General features: G+C 70.4%; 13 protein-coding genes and 1 pseudogene. 4 read left to right on the forward strand and 10 right to left on the reverse strand.

All coding sequences use genetic code 11. The features are described 5' to 3' along the window. Nucleotides 1–36 precede the first annotated feature (36 nt). Nucleotides 37–534 (reverse strand): peptidoglycan-binding domain-containing protein, encoded by a 498-nt coding sequence (locus ACWCQ1_RS42670; RefSeq protein WP_358608797.1) that lies wholly within the window; start codon nt 532–534, stop codon nt 37–39. Nucleotides 535–842: 308 nt separating this feature from the next. Next, a complete protein-coding gene (locus tag ACWCQ1_RS42675; protein WP_451028966.1) occupies nt 843–1637 on the reverse strand; it encodes a DUF3471 domain-containing protein in 795 nt (264 codons plus the stop codon). A gap of 363 nt (nt 1638–2000) precedes the next feature. Between ACWCQ1_RS42675 and ACWCQ1_RS42680 the strand changes: the two genes are divergently transcribed. The 4 genes from ACWCQ1_RS42680 (at nt 2001) to ACWCQ1_RS42695 (ending at nt 9307) form a co-directional block, all read left to right on the forward strand. Continuing rightward, complete coding sequence (locus ACWCQ1_RS42680) at nt 2001–2345, forward strand: hypothetical protein (protein WP_451028953.1); 345 nt, start codon at nt 2001–2003, stop codon at nt 2343–2345. 564 nt (nt 2346–2909) lie between these two features. Next, the gene (locus ACWCQ1_RS42685; protein WP_451028954.1) at nt 2910–3554 is read left to right on the forward strand and encodes a hypothetical protein; all 645 of its coding nucleotides are present in this window, start codon (nt 2910–2912) and stop codon (nt 3552–3554) included. Between the two features lie 162 nt (nt 3555–3716). Further along, nucleotides 3717–6431 carry an AAA family ATPase gene (locus ACWCQ1_RS42690; RefSeq protein ID WP_358608806.1) on the forward strand — a complete coding sequence of 905 codons (2715 nt, stop codon included), beginning with the start codon at nt 3717–3719 and terminating at the stop codon, nt 6429–6431. Between the two features lie 86 nt (nt 6432–6517). After that, the gene (locus tag ACWCQ1_RS42695; RefSeq protein ID WP_451028955.1) at nt 6518–9307 is read left to right on the forward strand and encodes an AAA family ATPase; all 2790 of its coding nucleotides are present in this window, start codon (nt 6518–6520) and stop codon (nt 9305–9307) included. A gap of 7 nt (nt 9308–9314) precedes the next feature. Here the strand turns inward: ACWCQ1_RS42695 and ACWCQ1_RS42700 are convergent. The 8 genes and pseudogenes from ACWCQ1_RS42700 to ACWCQ1_RS42735 form a co-directional block, all read right to left on the reverse strand. Then, nucleotides 9315–9840: pseudogene (locus ACWCQ1_RS42700) on the reverse strand (alpha/beta fold hydrolase). 45 nt (nt 9841–9885) lie between these two features. Then, complete coding sequence (locus ACWCQ1_RS42705; RefSeq protein WP_451028956.1) at nt 9886–10758, reverse strand: alpha/beta fold hydrolase; 873 nt, start codon at nt 10756–10758, stop codon at nt 9886–9888. Nucleotides 10759–10802: 44 nt separating this feature from the next. Then, nucleotides 10803–11282, reverse strand: a complete 480-nt coding sequence (locus ACWCQ1_RS42710; RefSeq protein WP_451028957.1) for a cupin domain-containing protein — start codon at nt 11280–11282, stop codon at nt 10803–10805. A 14-nt stretch (nt 11283–11296) separates the two neighbouring features. Beyond that, a complete protein-coding gene (locus tag ACWCQ1_RS42715; protein ID WP_451028958.1) occupies nt 11297–12286 on the reverse strand; it encodes an alpha/beta fold hydrolase in 990 nt (329 codons plus the stop codon). Between the two features lie 72 nt (nt 12287–12358). Further along, nucleotides 12359–13186, reverse strand: coding sequence for an SDR family NAD(P)-dependent oxidoreductase (locus ACWCQ1_RS42720; protein WP_358608821.1), 828 nt, complete (start codon nt 13184–13186; stop codon nt 12359–12361). Next, nucleotides 13183–13992: an alpha/beta hydrolase gene (locus ACWCQ1_RS42725; RefSeq protein WP_133047127.1), complete on the reverse strand. Its 810-nt coding sequence runs from the start codon at nt 13990–13992 to the stop codon at nt 13183–13185. The genes ACWCQ1_RS42720 and ACWCQ1_RS42725 overlap by 4 nt, the downstream gene beginning before the upstream one ends. 139 nt (nt 13993–14131) lie before the next feature. Next, nucleotides 14132–15472 carry a ricin-type beta-trefoil lectin domain protein gene (locus ACWCQ1_RS42730; RefSeq protein ID WP_358608824.1) on the reverse strand — a complete coding sequence of 447 codons (1341 nt, stop codon included), beginning with the start codon at nt 15470–15472 and terminating at the stop codon, nt 14132–14134. A 55-nt stretch (nt 15473–15527) separates the two neighbouring features. Next, nucleotides 15528–17510 (reverse strand): alpha-L-fucosidase, encoded by a 1983-nt coding sequence (locus ACWCQ1_RS42735; protein ID WP_451028959.1) that lies wholly within the window; start codon nt 17508–17510, stop codon nt 15528–15530. Nucleotides 17511–17514 lie beyond the last annotated feature (4 nt).

A 17514-nucleotide genomic window follows, 5' to 3' on the forward strand; every position in this document is an offset into this window, starting at 1 on the left:
CAGCATGTCCGCACATCAAGCCGCCGTGCTGACACGTCAAGGACGCCTGTAGCAGAAGCCCGTGTGGCTGCCATTTTGGCCGTTGGAGTAGTCATATGCCTCAAAGACGAACCAGGAGCTGGTCTTGGGGCCGAAACGGCCGTCTACCTTCAGCTTGGCGGTGCTCCAGGTCTCGTTGATCGCCGTCTGGGCGTTCTTCACTGCTCGCTCAGTGTTGCCGCCGAAGTCCCGGTCCTCCGCGATGTCCTGGCCGAAGCAGGTGTTGAGGCTCTCCTGCACGACCAGTACGGGGATGCCGTTCATCCCCCGGACCACTACGCAGTTGTAGTTTCCCGAGCCCGCCGACGGCACATGGAGGTACCAACCGCCACCAACACTCACGTTGGTGAAGCCGGTGCACTCGACCTCAGCGGCAGCCGTCTTCGGCGCCACCTGCGCCGACGCCGTTCCAGTGCCACCCACCACCAGCGCCGGGACGGCGAGCGCCGCCACCGCCGTCAACGAAGCCAGGCGTGCCCGTCGTGTCGTTCGCATGGTTTCCCTCTCCCTTGTCCCACGTCCCTCGCGCAGATGCACGAGGAACGTGCGCCGGCGGGACCTTCCGCTCCGGTGGCCGGCGTGGTCGCCTCGGTGCACATGCCGACCATGGGCCGGAAGCCTTGCCGGAACCTTGCCGGAACCTTGCCGCCCTGCCGACCGCGGAATCCGGCCTGGACGACCGCACGGACGAGAGCAGAGACGCGGTGGGGATGTCGTCCTGGTCCAGGACGGTCTTCAGTGCGCGACGGGCGGTCTGCCGGGTCTGCCTGAGGCCACGGCCCGCCGCCGGATGTGGTGGCGGGCTAGTCCTTCCTCGTGAAGGTGCCGAGACCGCTCGTGTCGAGGTTCTCGACCCGGACCTTCTCGGCGCGTGCGCCGGAGCCGACGGTGAAGGTCACGCCCGTGAGGCCGACGGCCAATTCGCCCGTGGTGCGGTAGCTGAAGGTGTCACCGTCGTAGTGGGCCAAGACGAACCGTTGCTTCTTGGGCCCGAGCTGCATGGTGAGTTCGTTGCCCTGGGCGCTGACCGTCAAAGGACCGTAGTACTCATTGGTGTACGTCCCGGTGTAGGCGCTGTTTGCCTTGGCGGGCGCGGGCGTGGCCGGGGGCCTGCTGTAGTCGACCTGCGAATGTTCCCCTTGCAGGGTCTGCTGGAAGAACGGCCCGAGGAACTTGAGCCAGTCGACGGTCGGCCCGCCCGTCTGCGCGGTGTCGAGGAACGTGGCGGAGATCGCCTCGGGCACACCGATGGGCTCGCCGTTGGTCAGGACGACGATGCCTAGCTTCTCAGAGGGCAGCAAGGTGACGGTGGTGGCCGCCCCCAGCGCGAAGCCGCCGGAGTGGCCGAGCTTCAGCCTGCCCTGGTCGTCGTAGCTCACGTTCCAGCCAAGCCCGTAGAACCCGGTCCTGTCCGCGGGCGAGTGCGGCGGCTCGGAGACCATGTGCGGCACGTGAGTCTGCTCCAGAGCGCCGGCTTCCATGGCAAGCCCTCCCCCGACGCCTGTCGCGCCCCGGCAGGCCGTGCGGGGGACCTGGGGTGCGCCGCCACCGCCGCGTGAACGTTCCCGCCCTCTTCCATCAGCCCGCCCGACCGGCATCGGCAACGTCAGGAGTTTTATGGTCCTCGCGGCGTTGTCACTTTGATTGACGGGTCAATCAAGGGCACTGGGGCATAAGTGGACATGGTGACCACCGCTCGCTAGGGTCGAATACAGACGCTGTCGGCGTCGGAGGCCGGAATAGACCGGTTTCTCACGGACGCGCCGCGCTATCCAGTGCGAAGCGCAGTCGATTTCATATGTGGGGAAACAAAGGGTGGGGAGCACCCATCTCGCGCCGTTCCGACGCCGCTGCCTGCTTTCTTGCACCCCGCCTTCGGCAAATCCGTCCGAAATCAGTGGGAGTCTGACATGCGAAATCTCAGCATCAGCACGAGGAAGACCATCGGCTCTGTCGCGGTCGTGGCTTCGCTGGCACTCGCAGCTCCGCTCGTGGCAACCGGCACGGCACACGCCGCCGTGAAGGTCACGGTCAAGGGAACCGTGAGTTGTGCCCGATTCGGGGATTCCACACCGGACAGCATCAAGATAACGCCCACCAAGGGAAAGGCCGGCACGGATGAACTCCCCGGCGAGGACGAGACCGAGGACTACACGGTCGTACTCACCGGAATTCCGACGAACGGCACGAAGGCCACCGCACTCATCACGTGCGTGGACAGTGACAACGACAAGAATACGTACAGCAAGACATTCCAGGTGACGAAGCCCCCGAACGGTGCCCCGCTGGTCCGCAATTTCAAGTAGCCTCCGATATCGCGCGCGACCCGGCGAAGGTCGCGCGCCGAGGCGTCGTGGGGCGGGTGCCCGGCTATAACTCCTGAAGGCCGTCCCGTAAATGATCTTTGAGTTGTGCATCCGGGCGATGCCGAGCATGGCGTGGTGGACCCCGTCGCCTCGAGGCAGCATGGCCACCAGCTTCCCGAAGCCACGCGGGCTCAGCCCGGTGAACGGGCCTGCCTAGGACAGCTCCGACGCCGTGATCAAACCAGCCACGCCGGGATCATCGCACCGCAGCGTGCCCCGTCGGCAGGCCTCCCCGCCTCAGCGGAACTCGTGGACCACCTGGATCTCGCCGACGATGTGGGCGTTGAAGTCGTCCAGCTACTGCGTTTCGACTACCCGCCGGGGCCGGGCACCCAGAACCAACCGCACCATCACGTCAACGGATCGAGACGCCGCCGCGCACGGGGAACCGACGTCATCCTTACGGGGTCCGACCCGGGCCCCTTCCCAGCTGATCGCTACGAATTCACGTCCCAGGACTACCAGCGATCGCAGCGGGCTTCGGCGTTGCTGGTCCGGCAGTGCATGGCACGGCACGGCCATCCGGACTTCCCGCTCGACCCCCGGTACCCCAGCGATCCCATCGTCGCCACCGCGGTCGGCACCCTCTACGGCGTCCTGGACCTTGCCGCCGCCCGTCGCTGGGGCTACGGCTGGGACCCGGCGAAATCCTCGATTCCGCGACCGAAGGGCCGCCGGATGACCAGCGCCGAGTATGCGGACTTCCCCTCCTGCAACGCGGAGGCGAGCCGGCGGCTGATGCGCGGCATCGACGTGAAGCGGGACTGGCTCTACGCGCAGACCCGGCAGATCGAGGTCGACAAGGCCGTCAAGCGCGACCCGCGTCTGCGCGCGGCGTGGGACGTGTGGTCCCGCTGTGTGGCCGAACAGGGATTCACCCGCTATCCCGACCCCGTGGCCGCGTACTCCGATACCGCCTGGTGGCGGGGCAGTGACGGCAACACGCGGCATACGGCGCGGGAGCGGGCCACCGCCACCGCTGACGTCACCTGCAAGCACCGTCACCACACGGCCGAACTCTGGCACGCCGTCCGGGCACGGCAACAGACCGCGGACATCGCCGGACACCGTGACCGCTATGCCGCGGGGCTGCGGGCGCTGCGGACGTACCGGGTCACCGTCGCCGACGTGCTGCGCAGGCTCGGCTGAACAACCTCCCTACACATCCATCTCGCCTGCAACGCTGCGCGCGGCGAGGTAGAAGCCACCCACCGTCGCGGCCTGGCCTTTTCGTTCAGCTCCACGGACGCGGCACAGTAGTCTGACCTTTCAAACAGACCGCGTCCGGCGACCCGGGCTGATGGGGGGAACGTGGAGCTCATCGGTCGGGACGACCAGCTGGACCTGTTGCGCCGGCTGTTGGCCGAGCCGCGGAGCCACAAGGACGCGGTGCTGGTCCGCGGGGCGCCCGGTATCGGAAAGACGGCGCTGCTCGCCGAGGCCGCACGCCTCGCCGAGGGGCTCGGCTACCGTGTGCTGCGCACCAGCGGAGTCGAGGCCGAGAGCGACATCCCCTATGCCGGTCTGCAACTCGTGCTGCGTCCGCTGGCCGCCTCGGCCGCCGAGCTGTCCGCGCCGCACCAACAGGCCCTGGACACCGCACTCGGGCACGCCGAGGCTGGCGTGCCCGACGTCTTCCTGGTCGGTCTGGCGGTTCTCAATCTCCTGGCCGACGCGGCCGCGCTCGCGCCCGTGCTGGTCCTCGTCGACGACGCCCAGTGGCTCGACGACGCCACGGCCAGTGTCCTGGCCTTCGTGGCGCGAAGGATCGGCACGGAGCCGGTGGTCATCGTGGGAGCCGCACGCGAGGGCTACCGGTCGCGTCTGGACTCCGACGAGCTCACCTCCCTGACCCTGGGGCCGCTCACGGACGGCCAGGCGCGGGAGCTCCTGGCGGACCACGCCCCGCAGCTGCGCCCGACCGCGCATCGCCGGCTGCTGGCCGAGGCGGCGGGGAACCCCTTGGCCCTGACCGAACTCTCCCGGACCCTCGGCGCGTCGGCGGACCCGCACCTGTCGCAGCTGCCGCTCACCGAGCGGCTGGAGCGGGCCTTCACCCACCGTCTGGAGACCCTGCCTGACATCACCCGCAGTCTGCTGCGGATCGCGGCCCTCAACGACAGCCCGTCACTCGCCGAGATCTACCGCGCAACCCGGCAGTTGACCGGCGTCACGGCGGGAACCGCGGAGCTCGACCCCGCCGTACGGGCTCGGCTCGTCCAAGTCGTCGGTACGGAGCTGCGGTTCGGGCATCCGCTGATGCGGTCGGCGATCCACCAGACCATGCCCACCGGCGTCCGCCACGCCGCGCACGCCGCTCTCGCCGCCGTACTCGACGAGCACCCCGACCGGCAGCTGCGTCACCGGGCCGCCGCTGCCGAGGACCCGGACGAAGCCGTCGCCGCGGCGTTGGAGGACACCGCTCACCGCGCGGCGCATCGTGGCGGCATCGCGGCAGCCGTCACGGCCCTCGAACAGGCCGCCGTGCTCAGCGAGGACGCCGACCGCCGGGCGGAACGGCTGCTGCGGGCCGCCGACTTCGCCGTCGAACTCGGCCGGCCCGAGACGGTGACCCGGCTGCTGGACCAGGCGCTCACCGGGCCGCTGTCGCGGCGGCAGCACGCCACGGTCGTCTGGCTGCGCGGCAGCTTCGAAGAGGGACTGCACAGCCACGCCTCGGGAGCCAACTCACTGACGGCGCTCGCCGAGGAGCTGGCCGTGGAGGACCGGGCGCTGGCGCTGCGGATCCTGTGGAGCGCCGCGCAGCTGTGCTTCTGGTCCGACCCGGGCCCGGAGGGCCGCCGAGCGGTCCTGCGGGCGGTGGAGCGGATGGAGCTGGACGAACTCGATCCGTGGCGCCTGGCCATCTGCGCCTACGCCGCCCCGGTCGACCGCGGCACCTTCGTCCTGGACCGGGCCCGGCACATCGCCCTGAAGGAGGGCGACGACGGCCGCTCCTACCGCATGCTCAGCACCGCCTCACTCCTCGTCGGCGGCTTCGACCTGGCGCGGGCGTTCTCCGCGGCCGGTAGTGCGCCCCTGCGCGCCCAGGGACGTCTGGGGCTGCTGGCCCGGACGGTGGGTGCGGACGCGTGGAGCGCGCTCGTGGTCGGCGATCTCGGCGCGGCGATCGCCGCGACCGAGGAGTCACGGCGGCTGGCGCGCGAGACCAGCCAGACGATGATGTACGCGTTGATGACCGCCACCGCGGCCAAGCTGGCCGCGCTGCGCGGTGAGGGGGATGCCGCCCTGGAGCTGGCCGAGGAGGCGGAGGGCATCGGGCTGCCGGCCGGGGCACGTCCGGTGCTGGCCACCGCGTCGATGGCACGCGGGCTGGCCGCGTCGGGGGCGGGACGCTTCGAGGAGGCCTTCGGTCATCTCCGCCGGCTCCACGATCCGGCCGATCCCGCGTTCCAGGTCGCCCTGCGGCTGACCGCCGTGGGGGACCTCGTCGACGCGGCGACGCACTGCGGGCGGCTGGAGGCCGTGCTGCCGATCGTGACGGAGCTGGAGGAGATCGCCACGGTGACCTCCGCGCCGGTACTGCACGCCGAACTGCGCCTGGTGCGGGCGCTGCTGGCCGCCGACGAGGACGCCGATCCGCTCTTCACGGGCGCGCTGAGCGCCGACCTCGGCGCCTGGCCGCTGATCAGGGCCCGTACCCACCTGGCCTACGGGGAATGGCTCCGGCGCCGGCGGCGCAGTGTCGAGTCCCGCGACCATCTCCGGGCCGCGCGCGACATGTTCGACGCACTCGGTGCGATCCCCTGGGGGGAGCGGGCCCGCAGCGAACTGCGCGCCTCGGGCGAGACCAGCCGCCGTCGGGCCCCCGACGCCCGGGACCAACTGACCGCCCACGAACTGCAGATCGTCCAGCTCGCCGCGGACGGGCTGACCAACCGCGAGATAGGCCAGCGGCTGTATCTGTCGCACCGCACCGTCAGCTCGCATCTGCACCGGATCTTCCCCAAGCTGGGCGTGGTCTCGCGTGCCGAGCTGCGGACGGTGGTCAGCGCACTGCGCTGACCACCGTCACATGACGCTCGCTTCCGCCGGCGCGGCGCTCGTAGCGTTTCCCCACGTCAGAACATCGACGAGGGGGGATCGGTCCCATGGCGTGGAACGGCGTCCACCGTGCACCCGGGCCGCCGATGGTCGGCCGCCGGGCCGAACGGGAGGCCATCGGCGGGCTGCTCGACGCCGTGCGCGAGGGCCTCAGCGGAGTCCTGGTCCTGACCGGCGAACCCGGGATCGGCAAGACCCGGCTGCTGGAGTACGCCGCGGAGCGGGCCGCGGAACTTCGCGTGGTCCGCCTGACCGCGGTCGAGTCCGAGACCGGTCTCGGCTTCGGTACACTGCACCGCTTGCTGCGGCCCTTCCTGAACCGGACGGACCGGTTGCCCGGACCGCAGAGGACCGCCCTCGACGCGGCCCTGGGACTGGTCCCGGGTCCGCCCGCGGACCGGTATCTGGTCGGGCTCGCCACGCTGACACTGCTGTCCGAGGCCGCCGCCGACCAGCCGCTGCTGTTCCTGCTCGACGACGCGCAGTGGGTGGACCGGGAATCCGCCGAGGCGCTGGCGTTCACCGCTCGGCGGCTGCATGCCGACTCCCTGGGCATGATCATCGCCCTCCGCGACGGACTCGGGGACACCGGTCTGTTCGACTCGCTGGGCGGGCACGCCGTGACCGGTCTGCCGGAGCCGGAGGCCAGGATCCTGCTCTCCTTCACCACCCGCCGGGTGGACTCGGCGGTGGCCGAGCGGATCGTCGCCGGTACCGGCGGAAATCCGCTCGCCCTGCTGGAGCTGACCGACGCCCTCGCCGCCGAACAACTGGCCGGTGTCGCCCCGTTGCCCGATCCGCTGCCCGTGAGCCGCCTTGTCGAGGGCCATTTCCGACGCCTGGTCCAAGCCATGCCGCCCGAGACCGCGACCTTGTTGCTCCTGCTCGCCACGGCCCCCTCGGACGACACGGGGATGATGTGGCGGGCCGCCGGGCGCCTGGGGCTGTCGGCCCGCGCCGTGCAGCCCGCGATCGCCGCCGGAATCCTCGGCCGGGACACGCCGACAGCCTTCCGCCATCCCCTGATCCGCTCGACGCTGCACGCCGGAGCCGAACCGGGCGAGCTGCGCCGGGCGCACGCGGCACTGGCCGCCGCCTGCGACCCCGTACGCGACGCTGACCGCCGCGCCTGGCACCGGGCCGAAGCCACGGAGACAACGGACGACGCCGTCGCCGACGACCTGGAAGCCGCCTCCGAACGGGCCCGCTCCCGCGGCGGATACTCCCAGCAAGCTCTGCTCCTCTCGCGCGCCGCGGACCTCACCAAGGACCCGGACAAACGCGCCGAACGTCTCCTCGACGCGGCACAGGCGCATCTGATGTCCGGCGACGCGCCCGCCGCGCACACCGCGCTGGACCTCGCCGGGGCCGACATCCGTGGCCCGGTGCTGCGCACCCGCGAGCTGCGCACACGAGCGACAGCGCAGATGTTCCAGATCGCCGTCGCCGATGTACCCGCGATGCTCATGGACGCCGTGACCAGGCTCGGCCCGCAAGACCCGGGGCTGACCTGGGAACTGCTCTGCGAGGCGCTCCACGCCGTACTGGTCGCCCACGACTGCACGCAGGGCACGTCGCCGACCGAGGTCGCGGCCGCCGCCCTCACCGCGCGGCAGCACACCCCGGTCCCCACCGGGGGCGGCCGCGACCTTCTGATGGAGGCTCTGGCCCGTCGCATGGCCGAGGGCTACGAACGCGGCGCGCCCGCGCTGCGCGCCGCCCTGGACTCGCTGCGGCGCGAGGGCGGCATCGGTGACGCGAACAGCCCCTTCGCGGTGATGCTCTCCATGGCCTGCGACGATCTGTGGGAGGTCCAGGCCGGGCGCGAACTCACCGATCGCCTCGCGGCGGCCGACCGGGACAGCGGCGCGCTGTACGCGCTGAGCATCACGCTGCTCGTCCAGGCGCGCCACGACCTCTTGGACGGACGGTTCACGCAGGCGGAGGTCCGCTACGCCGAGTTCGACGAGATCGCCGCCGCCACCGGCTTCCTCGGTGGCGGAGACATCAACCGGCTCCACCTGTTCGCCCTGACCGGGCACGAGGCCGAACTGCGTGCGGCGGTCCGGCGGGCCGCCGGGATGAGGAGCATGGGCCACGGCGTGCTCCAACTCCTGGCGCAGCACGCACTGACCCTGTTCGAGCTGGGGCGGGGCCGCTACCGGCAGGCGATGAAGCACGCCCGAAGGGTCTTCGAGGAAGACCCCCCGGCCTGCGGCAACCTCTTTCTGCCGCTGCTGGTCGAGGCCTGTGTCCGTTCCGGCGACCGAGCCGGCGCGAACGCGGCCCTGGCCCGGCTGGAGGAACGCGCCCCGCTCGCCGCCACCCCGTGGGCACTGGGCAGTCTGGCCGTCGGCCGGGCACTGACGGCCGACGGCGACGACGCCGGGAAGTTCTACCAGGAGTCGGTCGAACTGCTGCAGCAGAGTCCGCTGGCCCTGGAACAGGCCCGCGCGCGGCTGCTGTTCGGCGAGTGGCTCCGTCGCCGCAAGCGGCGCTCCGAGGCCAGGAAGCAGTTGCGTGCCGCGTACGAGAGCTTCGACACCTTCGGTGCGGTGCCGTACGCCGAGCGGGCCCGGCTCGAACTGCTCGCCACCGGGGCGACGGCCCGCAGGCGGTCGGAGGAGACCCGGTTCGATCTCACACCGAGGGAACGGCAGGTGGCGTCCATGGCGGCCTCCGGACTGACCAACGGGGAGATCGCGACGACGTTGTTCGTCACCGCCTCGACGGTCGAGTTCCATCTGAGCAAGGTGTTCCGCAAGCTCGGCATCACCTCACGCAAGCAGATCCCCGGCGCGATCGGCGATCCTGGCCCGGCGACCGCCGTCGACTGACGCGGTGTCACTTGCTCAGGAAGGCCAGCAGCGCGACGTTCACCTCCTCGGCGTGCGTCCACAGCAGGCCGTGCGGGGCGCCCTCGATCTCGACGTACTGGGCCGAGGGCAGCAGCGCGTGGAAGGCCCGCCCGGTGGCGTCGACCGGCAGGATCCGGTCTCCCGTGCCGTGCAGGATCAACGTCGGTACGTCGATCTTGGCGACATCGGCGCGGAAGTCGGTGAGCCAGGTGGGCACGCACGCCACCGACGCGTACGCCGACGCACCCGCTGCCACGTTCCAGCCGGCCCGCACGGCCTCTTCGCTGATGCGGCTCGTAGCCCGTGGTCGGCTGCGACGACCGGCCGAAGCCGCGCCGGTCGTAGGTGATGACCCGGTGTCCGGCGTCGAGCAGGGCAGGGAGCTGCTTCTCCCAGGAGTGGCCGTCGAGCGGGTAGCCGTGGATCAGGACGACGGGTTGTCCGCTGCCGTGGTCCTCGTAGTACAGCTCGATGTCTGTGCTGTTCTCTTGTCCGACCGTGGTGTAGGGCATGTCGGCTTCCCTTCGGGGATTGCTGGACAGAGCGTTGATGCCGGGTCAGGAGGTGGCGCGGGCGGCGGTTTCGATGAGGCGTGCGGTGGCGCCGGGGTGTGAGACGAGGACGGCGTGCGAGGCGGTGGGGATCACCTCGGTGTGCGAACCCGCGCGGAGGGCCATCGCCTGCTCCGCGGCGGGTGGGATGGCGTGGTCGGCGCCTGCGACCAGGAACCAGGAGGGAAGGGTCTTCCACGCCGGGGCGCTGCTGGGTTGTTGGAGGGCGGCCAGCGCCACCGGCCGTTGCCCCGCCGCCATCAGCCGGGTCTTGCCGGCCGGGACGTCGGCGGCGAAGACCTGCCGGAAGTCGGCGGGGTTGACGTAGGCGTCCTGCCCGCCCGGGAACGGGCGGACCGTCAGCGCCGGCGGGAGACTGCTGCCGGGGTACTTTGCGAGGATCGCCAGGCCGGACTCGCCCTGGTCGGGGGCGAACGCGGCGATGTAGACCAGCGCCTTGACCTGGGGGTGGCCGACCGCCGCGTCGGTGATGACGGCGCCTCCGTAGGAGTGGCCGACCAGGACGACCGGCCCCGGAACGGTGTCCAGGACGCTGGAGACGTAGGCCGAGTCGTCCGCCAGGCCACGCAGCGGGTTCGCGACCCCGATGACGGGATAGCCCTGGCGCTGGAGCCGTGCTGTGACCGCGTCCCAGCTCGACGAGTCCGCGAAGGCACCGTGGACCAGGACCACGGTCGGCTTCGGGGACTTCGGTGCCGCCGACGCCTTCGTGGCGTTGGCGGTGGACGCCGTGCCGGCGGGTGTGGCGGCGGACATCGCCGGGACCGCCAGCAGCGTTCCCACGGCCAGCGTCGTGAGCATCCGCTTTCTTCGGCGTTTGCCGCCCTGGTGGGCTCGGACGGGTTCGTTGCCTTCCATGGCCGTTCTCCTCGTCTTTCCAGCCCTTGAGGGGGCGGTCTCCCTCACAGGGACGGCGGCGGTCCGGTGACCCGCAGGTGGAAGGCCTCGGCGGGGGCCACGACCGCCCCGAGATCGAACTCCGGCGGCAGGTCTCCCGCTTCGGCGACGGGGGTGCCGTTGGCCCTGAAGTACTCCTCGATCCAGGCCGGGCTGAACAGCACCGCGATCCGCGCCCCTTCCGGCGAGCGCACCAGGTAGCTGTGCGGGATGCCGCGCGGCCCGTGGGCGACCTGGCCGGCGACCAGGTCGTGGCGCTGGTCACCGATGAAGAACGTCACCTCGCCGTCGAGGACGAACCAGACCTCCTCCTCGTCCTCGTGGACGTGGTGCGGCGGTGCGTGGCCGACCGGGTCGGCGAACTCCATCAGGCTGAGCCGGTTGTCGGTCGCGGTGCCGGGAAGCAGGATCCTGGCCTGGCCGCCGAGGAACCAGAAGGGTTCGCGTTCGGCCGTGGGGGCGAAGGTGGGGAAGAACCCCGTCACTCGCGCTCCTGACGTCATCGGTGCTCCCCCAGGAATTGCAGCAGTATCTCGGTCATCTCTTTCGGGTGCTCCTCGTAGATCCAGTGGCCGGAGTCGGGGACGACGGCCGGGGTGACATGGGTGGCGTACTGGCCTGCCTGGTGCGCGACGGACGAACCGAGGCTGGCGGAGGCGCCGATCGCGAGGACCGGCATGGTGAGGGGCTTCTTCCGGAACCGCGCGTTGTCGGCGATGTCCTGCGGGAAGGTCCTGAACCACGCGAAGCTCGCTTCGAGGCGCGCGTGGTCGCGGAGGTAGGAGGCGAAGACCTTGAGGTCGTCCGGGGCCAGGGCGTCCTTGTGTACGGCGATGCCGCGCATGAAGCCGGTCGTCCAGGCCAGCTCCCGGCCCCGGATCAGGCTCTCCGGTAGGCCGGTTCGCAAGGAGAAGAAGCCGAAGTGCCATGCGCCGGGGCCCTGGGCCGTCAGCGCGGGGTGCTGGTAGATGGCCTGGTCCGGGATGGGTGCCTCGCTGAGTACGAGTTTCCTGACGCTGCGCGGGTACTGCGCGGCGTAGGAGTAGGCGACCATCGTGCCGATGTCGTGGCCGACGACGTTCACGTCATGGTCCTTGCCGAGCGACACCAGCAGTGCGTGCAGCTTCGCGGCCATGGTCTTCTTGTCGTATCCGGACGCCGGGGCGTCGCTGTGGCCCGCGCCGGGCAGGTCCGGGGCGATGACGGTGTAGTGCCGGGCGAGCGCGGGCATGACGCCGTGCCACTCGTACCAGGTCTGGGGATAGCCGTGGATCAGGACCAGAGTCGGTCCGTGGCCGCCGATCACGTAGTTGATGCCGGTTCCGGCGACGCGGGTCCTGTGCTCGCTGAAGCCGGCGGGCATCCGTTCACCTGCCGACGGTGCCGGCTTGGCGGAGGCCGCGGACGTGAGGGTGGTCGCGCCGAGGCCGACGGCCAGGGCGATGACCCCGGCCGCCAGACGGCGGGATCGGGGCAGGCGTAATCTCACTGATCACTCCAGAGGAGGTGGGGGGTGAGCGAGGAGTGGAGATGTCGCTGACGGCCGTCCCGTGACGGCGGATCAGAGGGACTCGACGAGCCCGCCGTCGATGACGAAGTCGGCGCCGGTGATGTTCGCCGCCGCCGGACCGGCGAGGTAGAGGACGAGATCGGCCACCTCTTCCGGGCGGGTGAAACGGCCGGTCACCGACTGGTCCGCCGCGCCGCGCGCCACCTCACTGGGGTCCACGCCCCGGGACTCGCCGACGGTGGCGGCGACTCCGCCCGCGCCCTGCCACAGCGCCGTCTCCACCGGGCCGGGGCCGATGGTGTTCACCCGCACGCCCTGCGGCCCCACCTCCTTGGACAGGGCCTTGCAGAAGTTGGTCAACGCCGCCTTGGCCGCGCCGTAGTCGATGACCAGCGGGTCCGGCAGTCTGGCGTTGACGGAGGAGACGGTGACGATACGCCCCTCGCCGGTGGCGAGCAGGTGCGGCAGGGCGGCCCGGGTGGTGCGGACGGCGGCCATGAGGTTGACCGTGAACGTCCACTCCCAGTCCTCGTCCGTCACGGCCAGGAAGCCGTCGATCCGCGGCCGTACCGCGCCGACGTTGTTGACCAGGACGTCGACACCGCCGTGGACCGCTACGGCTTCGGCGACCAGCGCGGCCGGTCCGTCGGGGGTCGCGAGGTCGACTTCCACGACGGTGAGCTCGGCGCCCTGCTTCACGAGTGCGTCGAGGGCTTCGGTACGTTCCCTCGATCCGGCCACGACGCGGGAGCCGGCCGCGAGGAAGGCCTCGACGACGGCCAGTCCGATGCCGCGCCCGGCGCCGGTGACCACCACGGTCCGCCCGGCCACGCCGGCGTCTGAACCGGGGTTCGCTGTGCCCCGGGAGGTCGACGTCATCGGCCGGTCCCCAGGCTCTGCTTCCGCAGCCAGTTCAGCACGGTGTCCGCGACCTCGCGCCAGCCGCCGTCGATCGTCAGGGAGTGCCCGCGGTCGGGGAAGTTGATGATGTCGGTGACGGCCTCGGAGTGCCGGTACTGCTTGAGGGTGGCCCGGGTGACGACCTCGGGCACGGTGTGATCCTTGCCGCCGGAGATGAGCAGCAGCGGGCCGCGTCCGCTGTTCTTCGTGTCGACCTTCGCGGGCGAGTGGGGGTTGAAGTTGGCGGAGGCGGCCTCGTAGAGCGGCTTGCCCGGCGCGGGAATGGTCCAGCGCTCGTACAGGGCCGCCGATTCCTCGTCCGGGATGGCGTTGCCGAAGGCGAACCGGAACTGCTCCGGGGTCAGGGAGACCGACCGGCGCTTGTTGGTCGGATTCCTGAAGACCGGGAACGTCGCCTTGAGCGCGGACAGCGGCAGCGGCAGAACGCCCTTGATCTGCGCGGCGTCGATCGCGACGGCCGCCGCGGCGCGGTCCTGGCCGAGCAGCTTCTGCGCGATCATCCCGCCGAAGGAGTGACCGATCAGGATGGGCCGCGCGGGCAGGGTCTCGATCAGGGCCGCGTAGTGTTCCACGACGTCGTCGATGCCGTAGCCGGCGACGCTCTCGGGGTTCTGGCGGGCCTCCTCCACGGTGTCGGGGTCGCCGGGCCACCCGGGCGCCGAGGGGTCGTAGCCCTCCTCGCGGAACAGGTCGATCCAGGGTTGCCAGGAGGTGCTGTGCAGCCAGAGCCCGTGGACGAAGACCACGGGAAGCGGGACGGTCATGGCTGGGCCTCTCTTCTGTGGATGTGCTGACCCGGCATGTCCACAGGAAACCGCGCTCCAGCCGCGCTCGCACCAGGGTGACACCCCAGTGGTTCGAAGCCGGGGCCGGGCCGGATTGTGCCGTGCCCGGCCCCTTCTGTCAGTTCTGCAGGCGCCAGTGCTGGTTCGCGCCGCCCGTGCAGGTCCACAGCTGGACCTTCGTCCCGTTGCCGGTCGCCTGGCCGCCGGCGTCCAGGCAGAGTCCCGATTGCGCCGCTGTGATCGTGCCGTCGGCATTGACGTTCCACTGCTGGTCCGCCTGCCCGCTGCAGTCCCAGATCGCCGCCGGGGTGCCGCTGCCCGCGGACTGGCCCACTCCCAGGCACTTGGTGCCGTAGACCATCAATTGCTTGGCGGCGGTATAGGTCCACCGCTGGTTGGAGCCACCGTTGCAGTCCCACAGCTGTGCCTGGGTGCCGTTGGCGGTGGTGGAGTTGTTGATGTCGAGGCAGCGCCCCGACTGCTGGCCGACGATCTCCTGGCTGCCGGACGGCGGAGGCGGAGGCGGTGGCGTGCTGGAGCCGAACTGGGTGAAGAACTGCCACACCGCGGCCGACGTCCAGGTGCGCCAGCCGTCACCGGTGGAACCGTCTATCGGGCCGGGGTCGTGGCCCGCTCCGTCGAACGCCGCCCACACGACGGGGTAGCCGGACCGGCATCCGGAGTAGGTGGTGATGATGTGGGTCAGGCTTCCGTAGGCCGGTTCGGGCGGGTTCTGCGGGGTGCAGCCGTTCGTCCGGACGAAGGTGTCGCGCAGGTCCCGTCCCGACTGGATGGGCAGCACGTTGTCCCGAAGGCCGTGCAGGCCCATGTAGGCGATGGGCTGGGTGCCGCCGTTGCAGCCGCTCAGGTTCGCGCCGGAGTAGACCGCGACCGCGCGGAAGACGGTCGCCCGTGCGCAGGCGAGGGCATAGGACATCGCACCGCCGTAGCTGAAGCCCGCGGAGAACACCTGGGTGGTGTCGACGCACAGGCCCGCTTCGATCTGGCTGACCATCGCGTCGACGAAGGCCACGTCCTGACCGCCGGAATTGGCCCAGCCGTTGCCGATGCCCTGAGGGGCGACGAAGATCGTGCTGTTGTTCGCGTTGTCCGCGAGGCGCCGCAGGCCGTAGTAGGACCAGTTGTATCCGTCGGTTCCGCCGGAGTCGACGTCGCCCGCCGTGCCGCCGCGCCAGTGGAAGCCGAAGATCAGCCGGTAGGGGTGGTTGGGGTCGTAGCCGGCGGGGATCCGGAGGATATAGCTACGGGTCTGCCCACCGCTCTGGATGGTGTGGTTGCCACTCGTCAGGGCCGGGGCCTTCCCGCAGCCCGCCGTCGACCCGGCGGCCGCAGTGACCGACGGGGGTGCGGCGGCGCTTCTGCCGAACGAGGTCCCGGCGACTGACAGGACGAGAAGCATCGCCGCCACGACGGGCAGTAAGAGCGGTTTGGGTTTCATGCGCTCCTTCTTCCGTTCTCGAGGGATGACTGTGCGCGTCGGTTCTCGGCGTGGTTCACACGCCAGTGACGGTCCATTGGTTGTTGGTGCTGGAGTTCGGCGCCCACAGCACCGTGGTCGACCCCACCGCGGTACTGCCGCTGCCGTCGAGGGCGGTGCCGGTGCCGCGGTTGATGATCTGGTAGCGGTTGCCGCCGAGGCTGTTCAACGACCACTGCTGGTTGTTGCCGCCGTTCCACGCCTCCTGCCGGGCGGGTGCGCCGTTGGCGGAGTTGCCCCAGCTGTCGGCGGCCAGGCCGTTGGCGCGGTTCATGATCCGGTGGTAACCGTTACCGAGGTCGATCAGCTGCCACTGCAGATTGGCGCTGCCGTCGTAGTTCCACTGCTTGAGGTTGGAGCCGGAGGCGACGTTGCCCCCGCTGTCCAGGACCAGACCGCTGGTCACGTTGGCGATCTTCATCCAGGTGGTGGAACCGCCGGGTGCGTCCAGGACGGGGATCTCGCCGGAGAAGGTGAGCTTGACCGTGTAGGCGAGGGCGTTGAACGGCGGGTTCGTCGAGGGCATGGTCAGATGCAGGCCGGAGGCGTCCTGGGTGGGTGCCGGCAGGTTGACGTAGGTGCCGGTGGCGTTGTTCAACAGCTGCGCGCCGGTCAGGGTGGTGAGGTTGATCCGGTTGGAGTTCAGCGTGGTGACGGTCATGGTGGCGCCCTGCCAGCCCAGCGCGGTGGCGTAGAGGACCTTGTTGTCCTGGCTGCGGGTGAAGCGGATGTCCTGCGGTTTGCCGGCCACCGGTCCGCTGAAGGAGCCGCCGCCCATCTTCGTGGGGCCCTCGCCGTAGCTGGACCAGGAGCGGGTGCCGTAGACCGCCTCGCCGAAGCGGCCGAGCCAGTCCCCCATGGCGAGCAGGATCGACTGCTGCCCGGAGGGGATGGTGCCGTCGGCCATGGGGGCGATGTTCAGCAGCATGGTGCCGCCCTTGCTGACCCGGTCGATCAGCGAGTGCAGCAGCGCCTGCGTCGAGTAGTAGCCGATGCCCACCGTGTAGCACCAGCTGGAGGAGGAGATGCTGTCGTCCGTCAGCCAGTAGGGCGTGAGCAGATCTGCCGGGCCGCCGCGTTCGAAGTCGAAGACCTCGCCCTTGTTGTCGAGGCCGTCCTTGTAGGTCGCGGCCACATCAGTGTTCCAGGCGACCGCCTGGTTGTAGTAGTGCGCGAGGAACTGCAGCCGGTAGGACTCCTGTACCAGGTTCAGGTCGAAGTCCTGCCAGAGCAGGTCGGGCTGGTAGCCGTCGATGACCTCGATCAGCTTGTCGTACCAGAGCTTGTTCTCGGCCGCCGTTCCCTGTTGGCCGTAGAGGATGCGCAGGGCCGGGTCGGACTGGGACGGCACGTGGTCGTAGTAGCCGTTGAAGTGGTAGGCGTGGTGGAGGGAGGCCATGAACTTCAGGCCCTGGGCACGGATGGCCCTGGCGTGCAGGGCGACCAGGTCGAGCCGGGGGCCGTGCTGGACGGAGTTCCACGGGTTGGCACGGCTGTTCCACATCGAGAAGCCGTCGTGGTGTTCGGCGACCGGCCCGGCGAACCTGGCGCCCGCGGACTTGAACAGCCGGGCCCAGGCGTCGGGGTCCCAACTGCCGCCCTGGGAGGCCGGTCTGGGCGCGAACTGCACGAAGTTGCCGGCCTTGTCGCGGGCGCCGTCGATGAAGTTGTGGTATGGCCACACCGAGGGGTCGCCGTAGGTGGCGATGTGGTGCTTGTTCTCGTTCGAGCCGCCGATGTACATGTTGCGCGGGTACCACTCGTTGCCGAAGGCGGGGACGCTGAAGGCGCCCCAGTGGTAGTAGATGCCGAACTTGGCGTCCTTGAACCAGGCAGGTGCCGGGGGGTGCTGGTCCACGGAGGACCAGCTCGCGGTGTAGCTCGCGGGGCCGTCGGTGGCGGCCGCCTGGGGTGCGAACCGCAGCAGTCCTACGGCCGTGGCCGCGCCGGTCGCCGCGAGCAGGCGGCGTCGGCCGATCGGGCGGGGGGAGGCAGTCATGTGG

This window comes from Streptomyces sp. NPDC002144 (assembly GCF_053593695.1).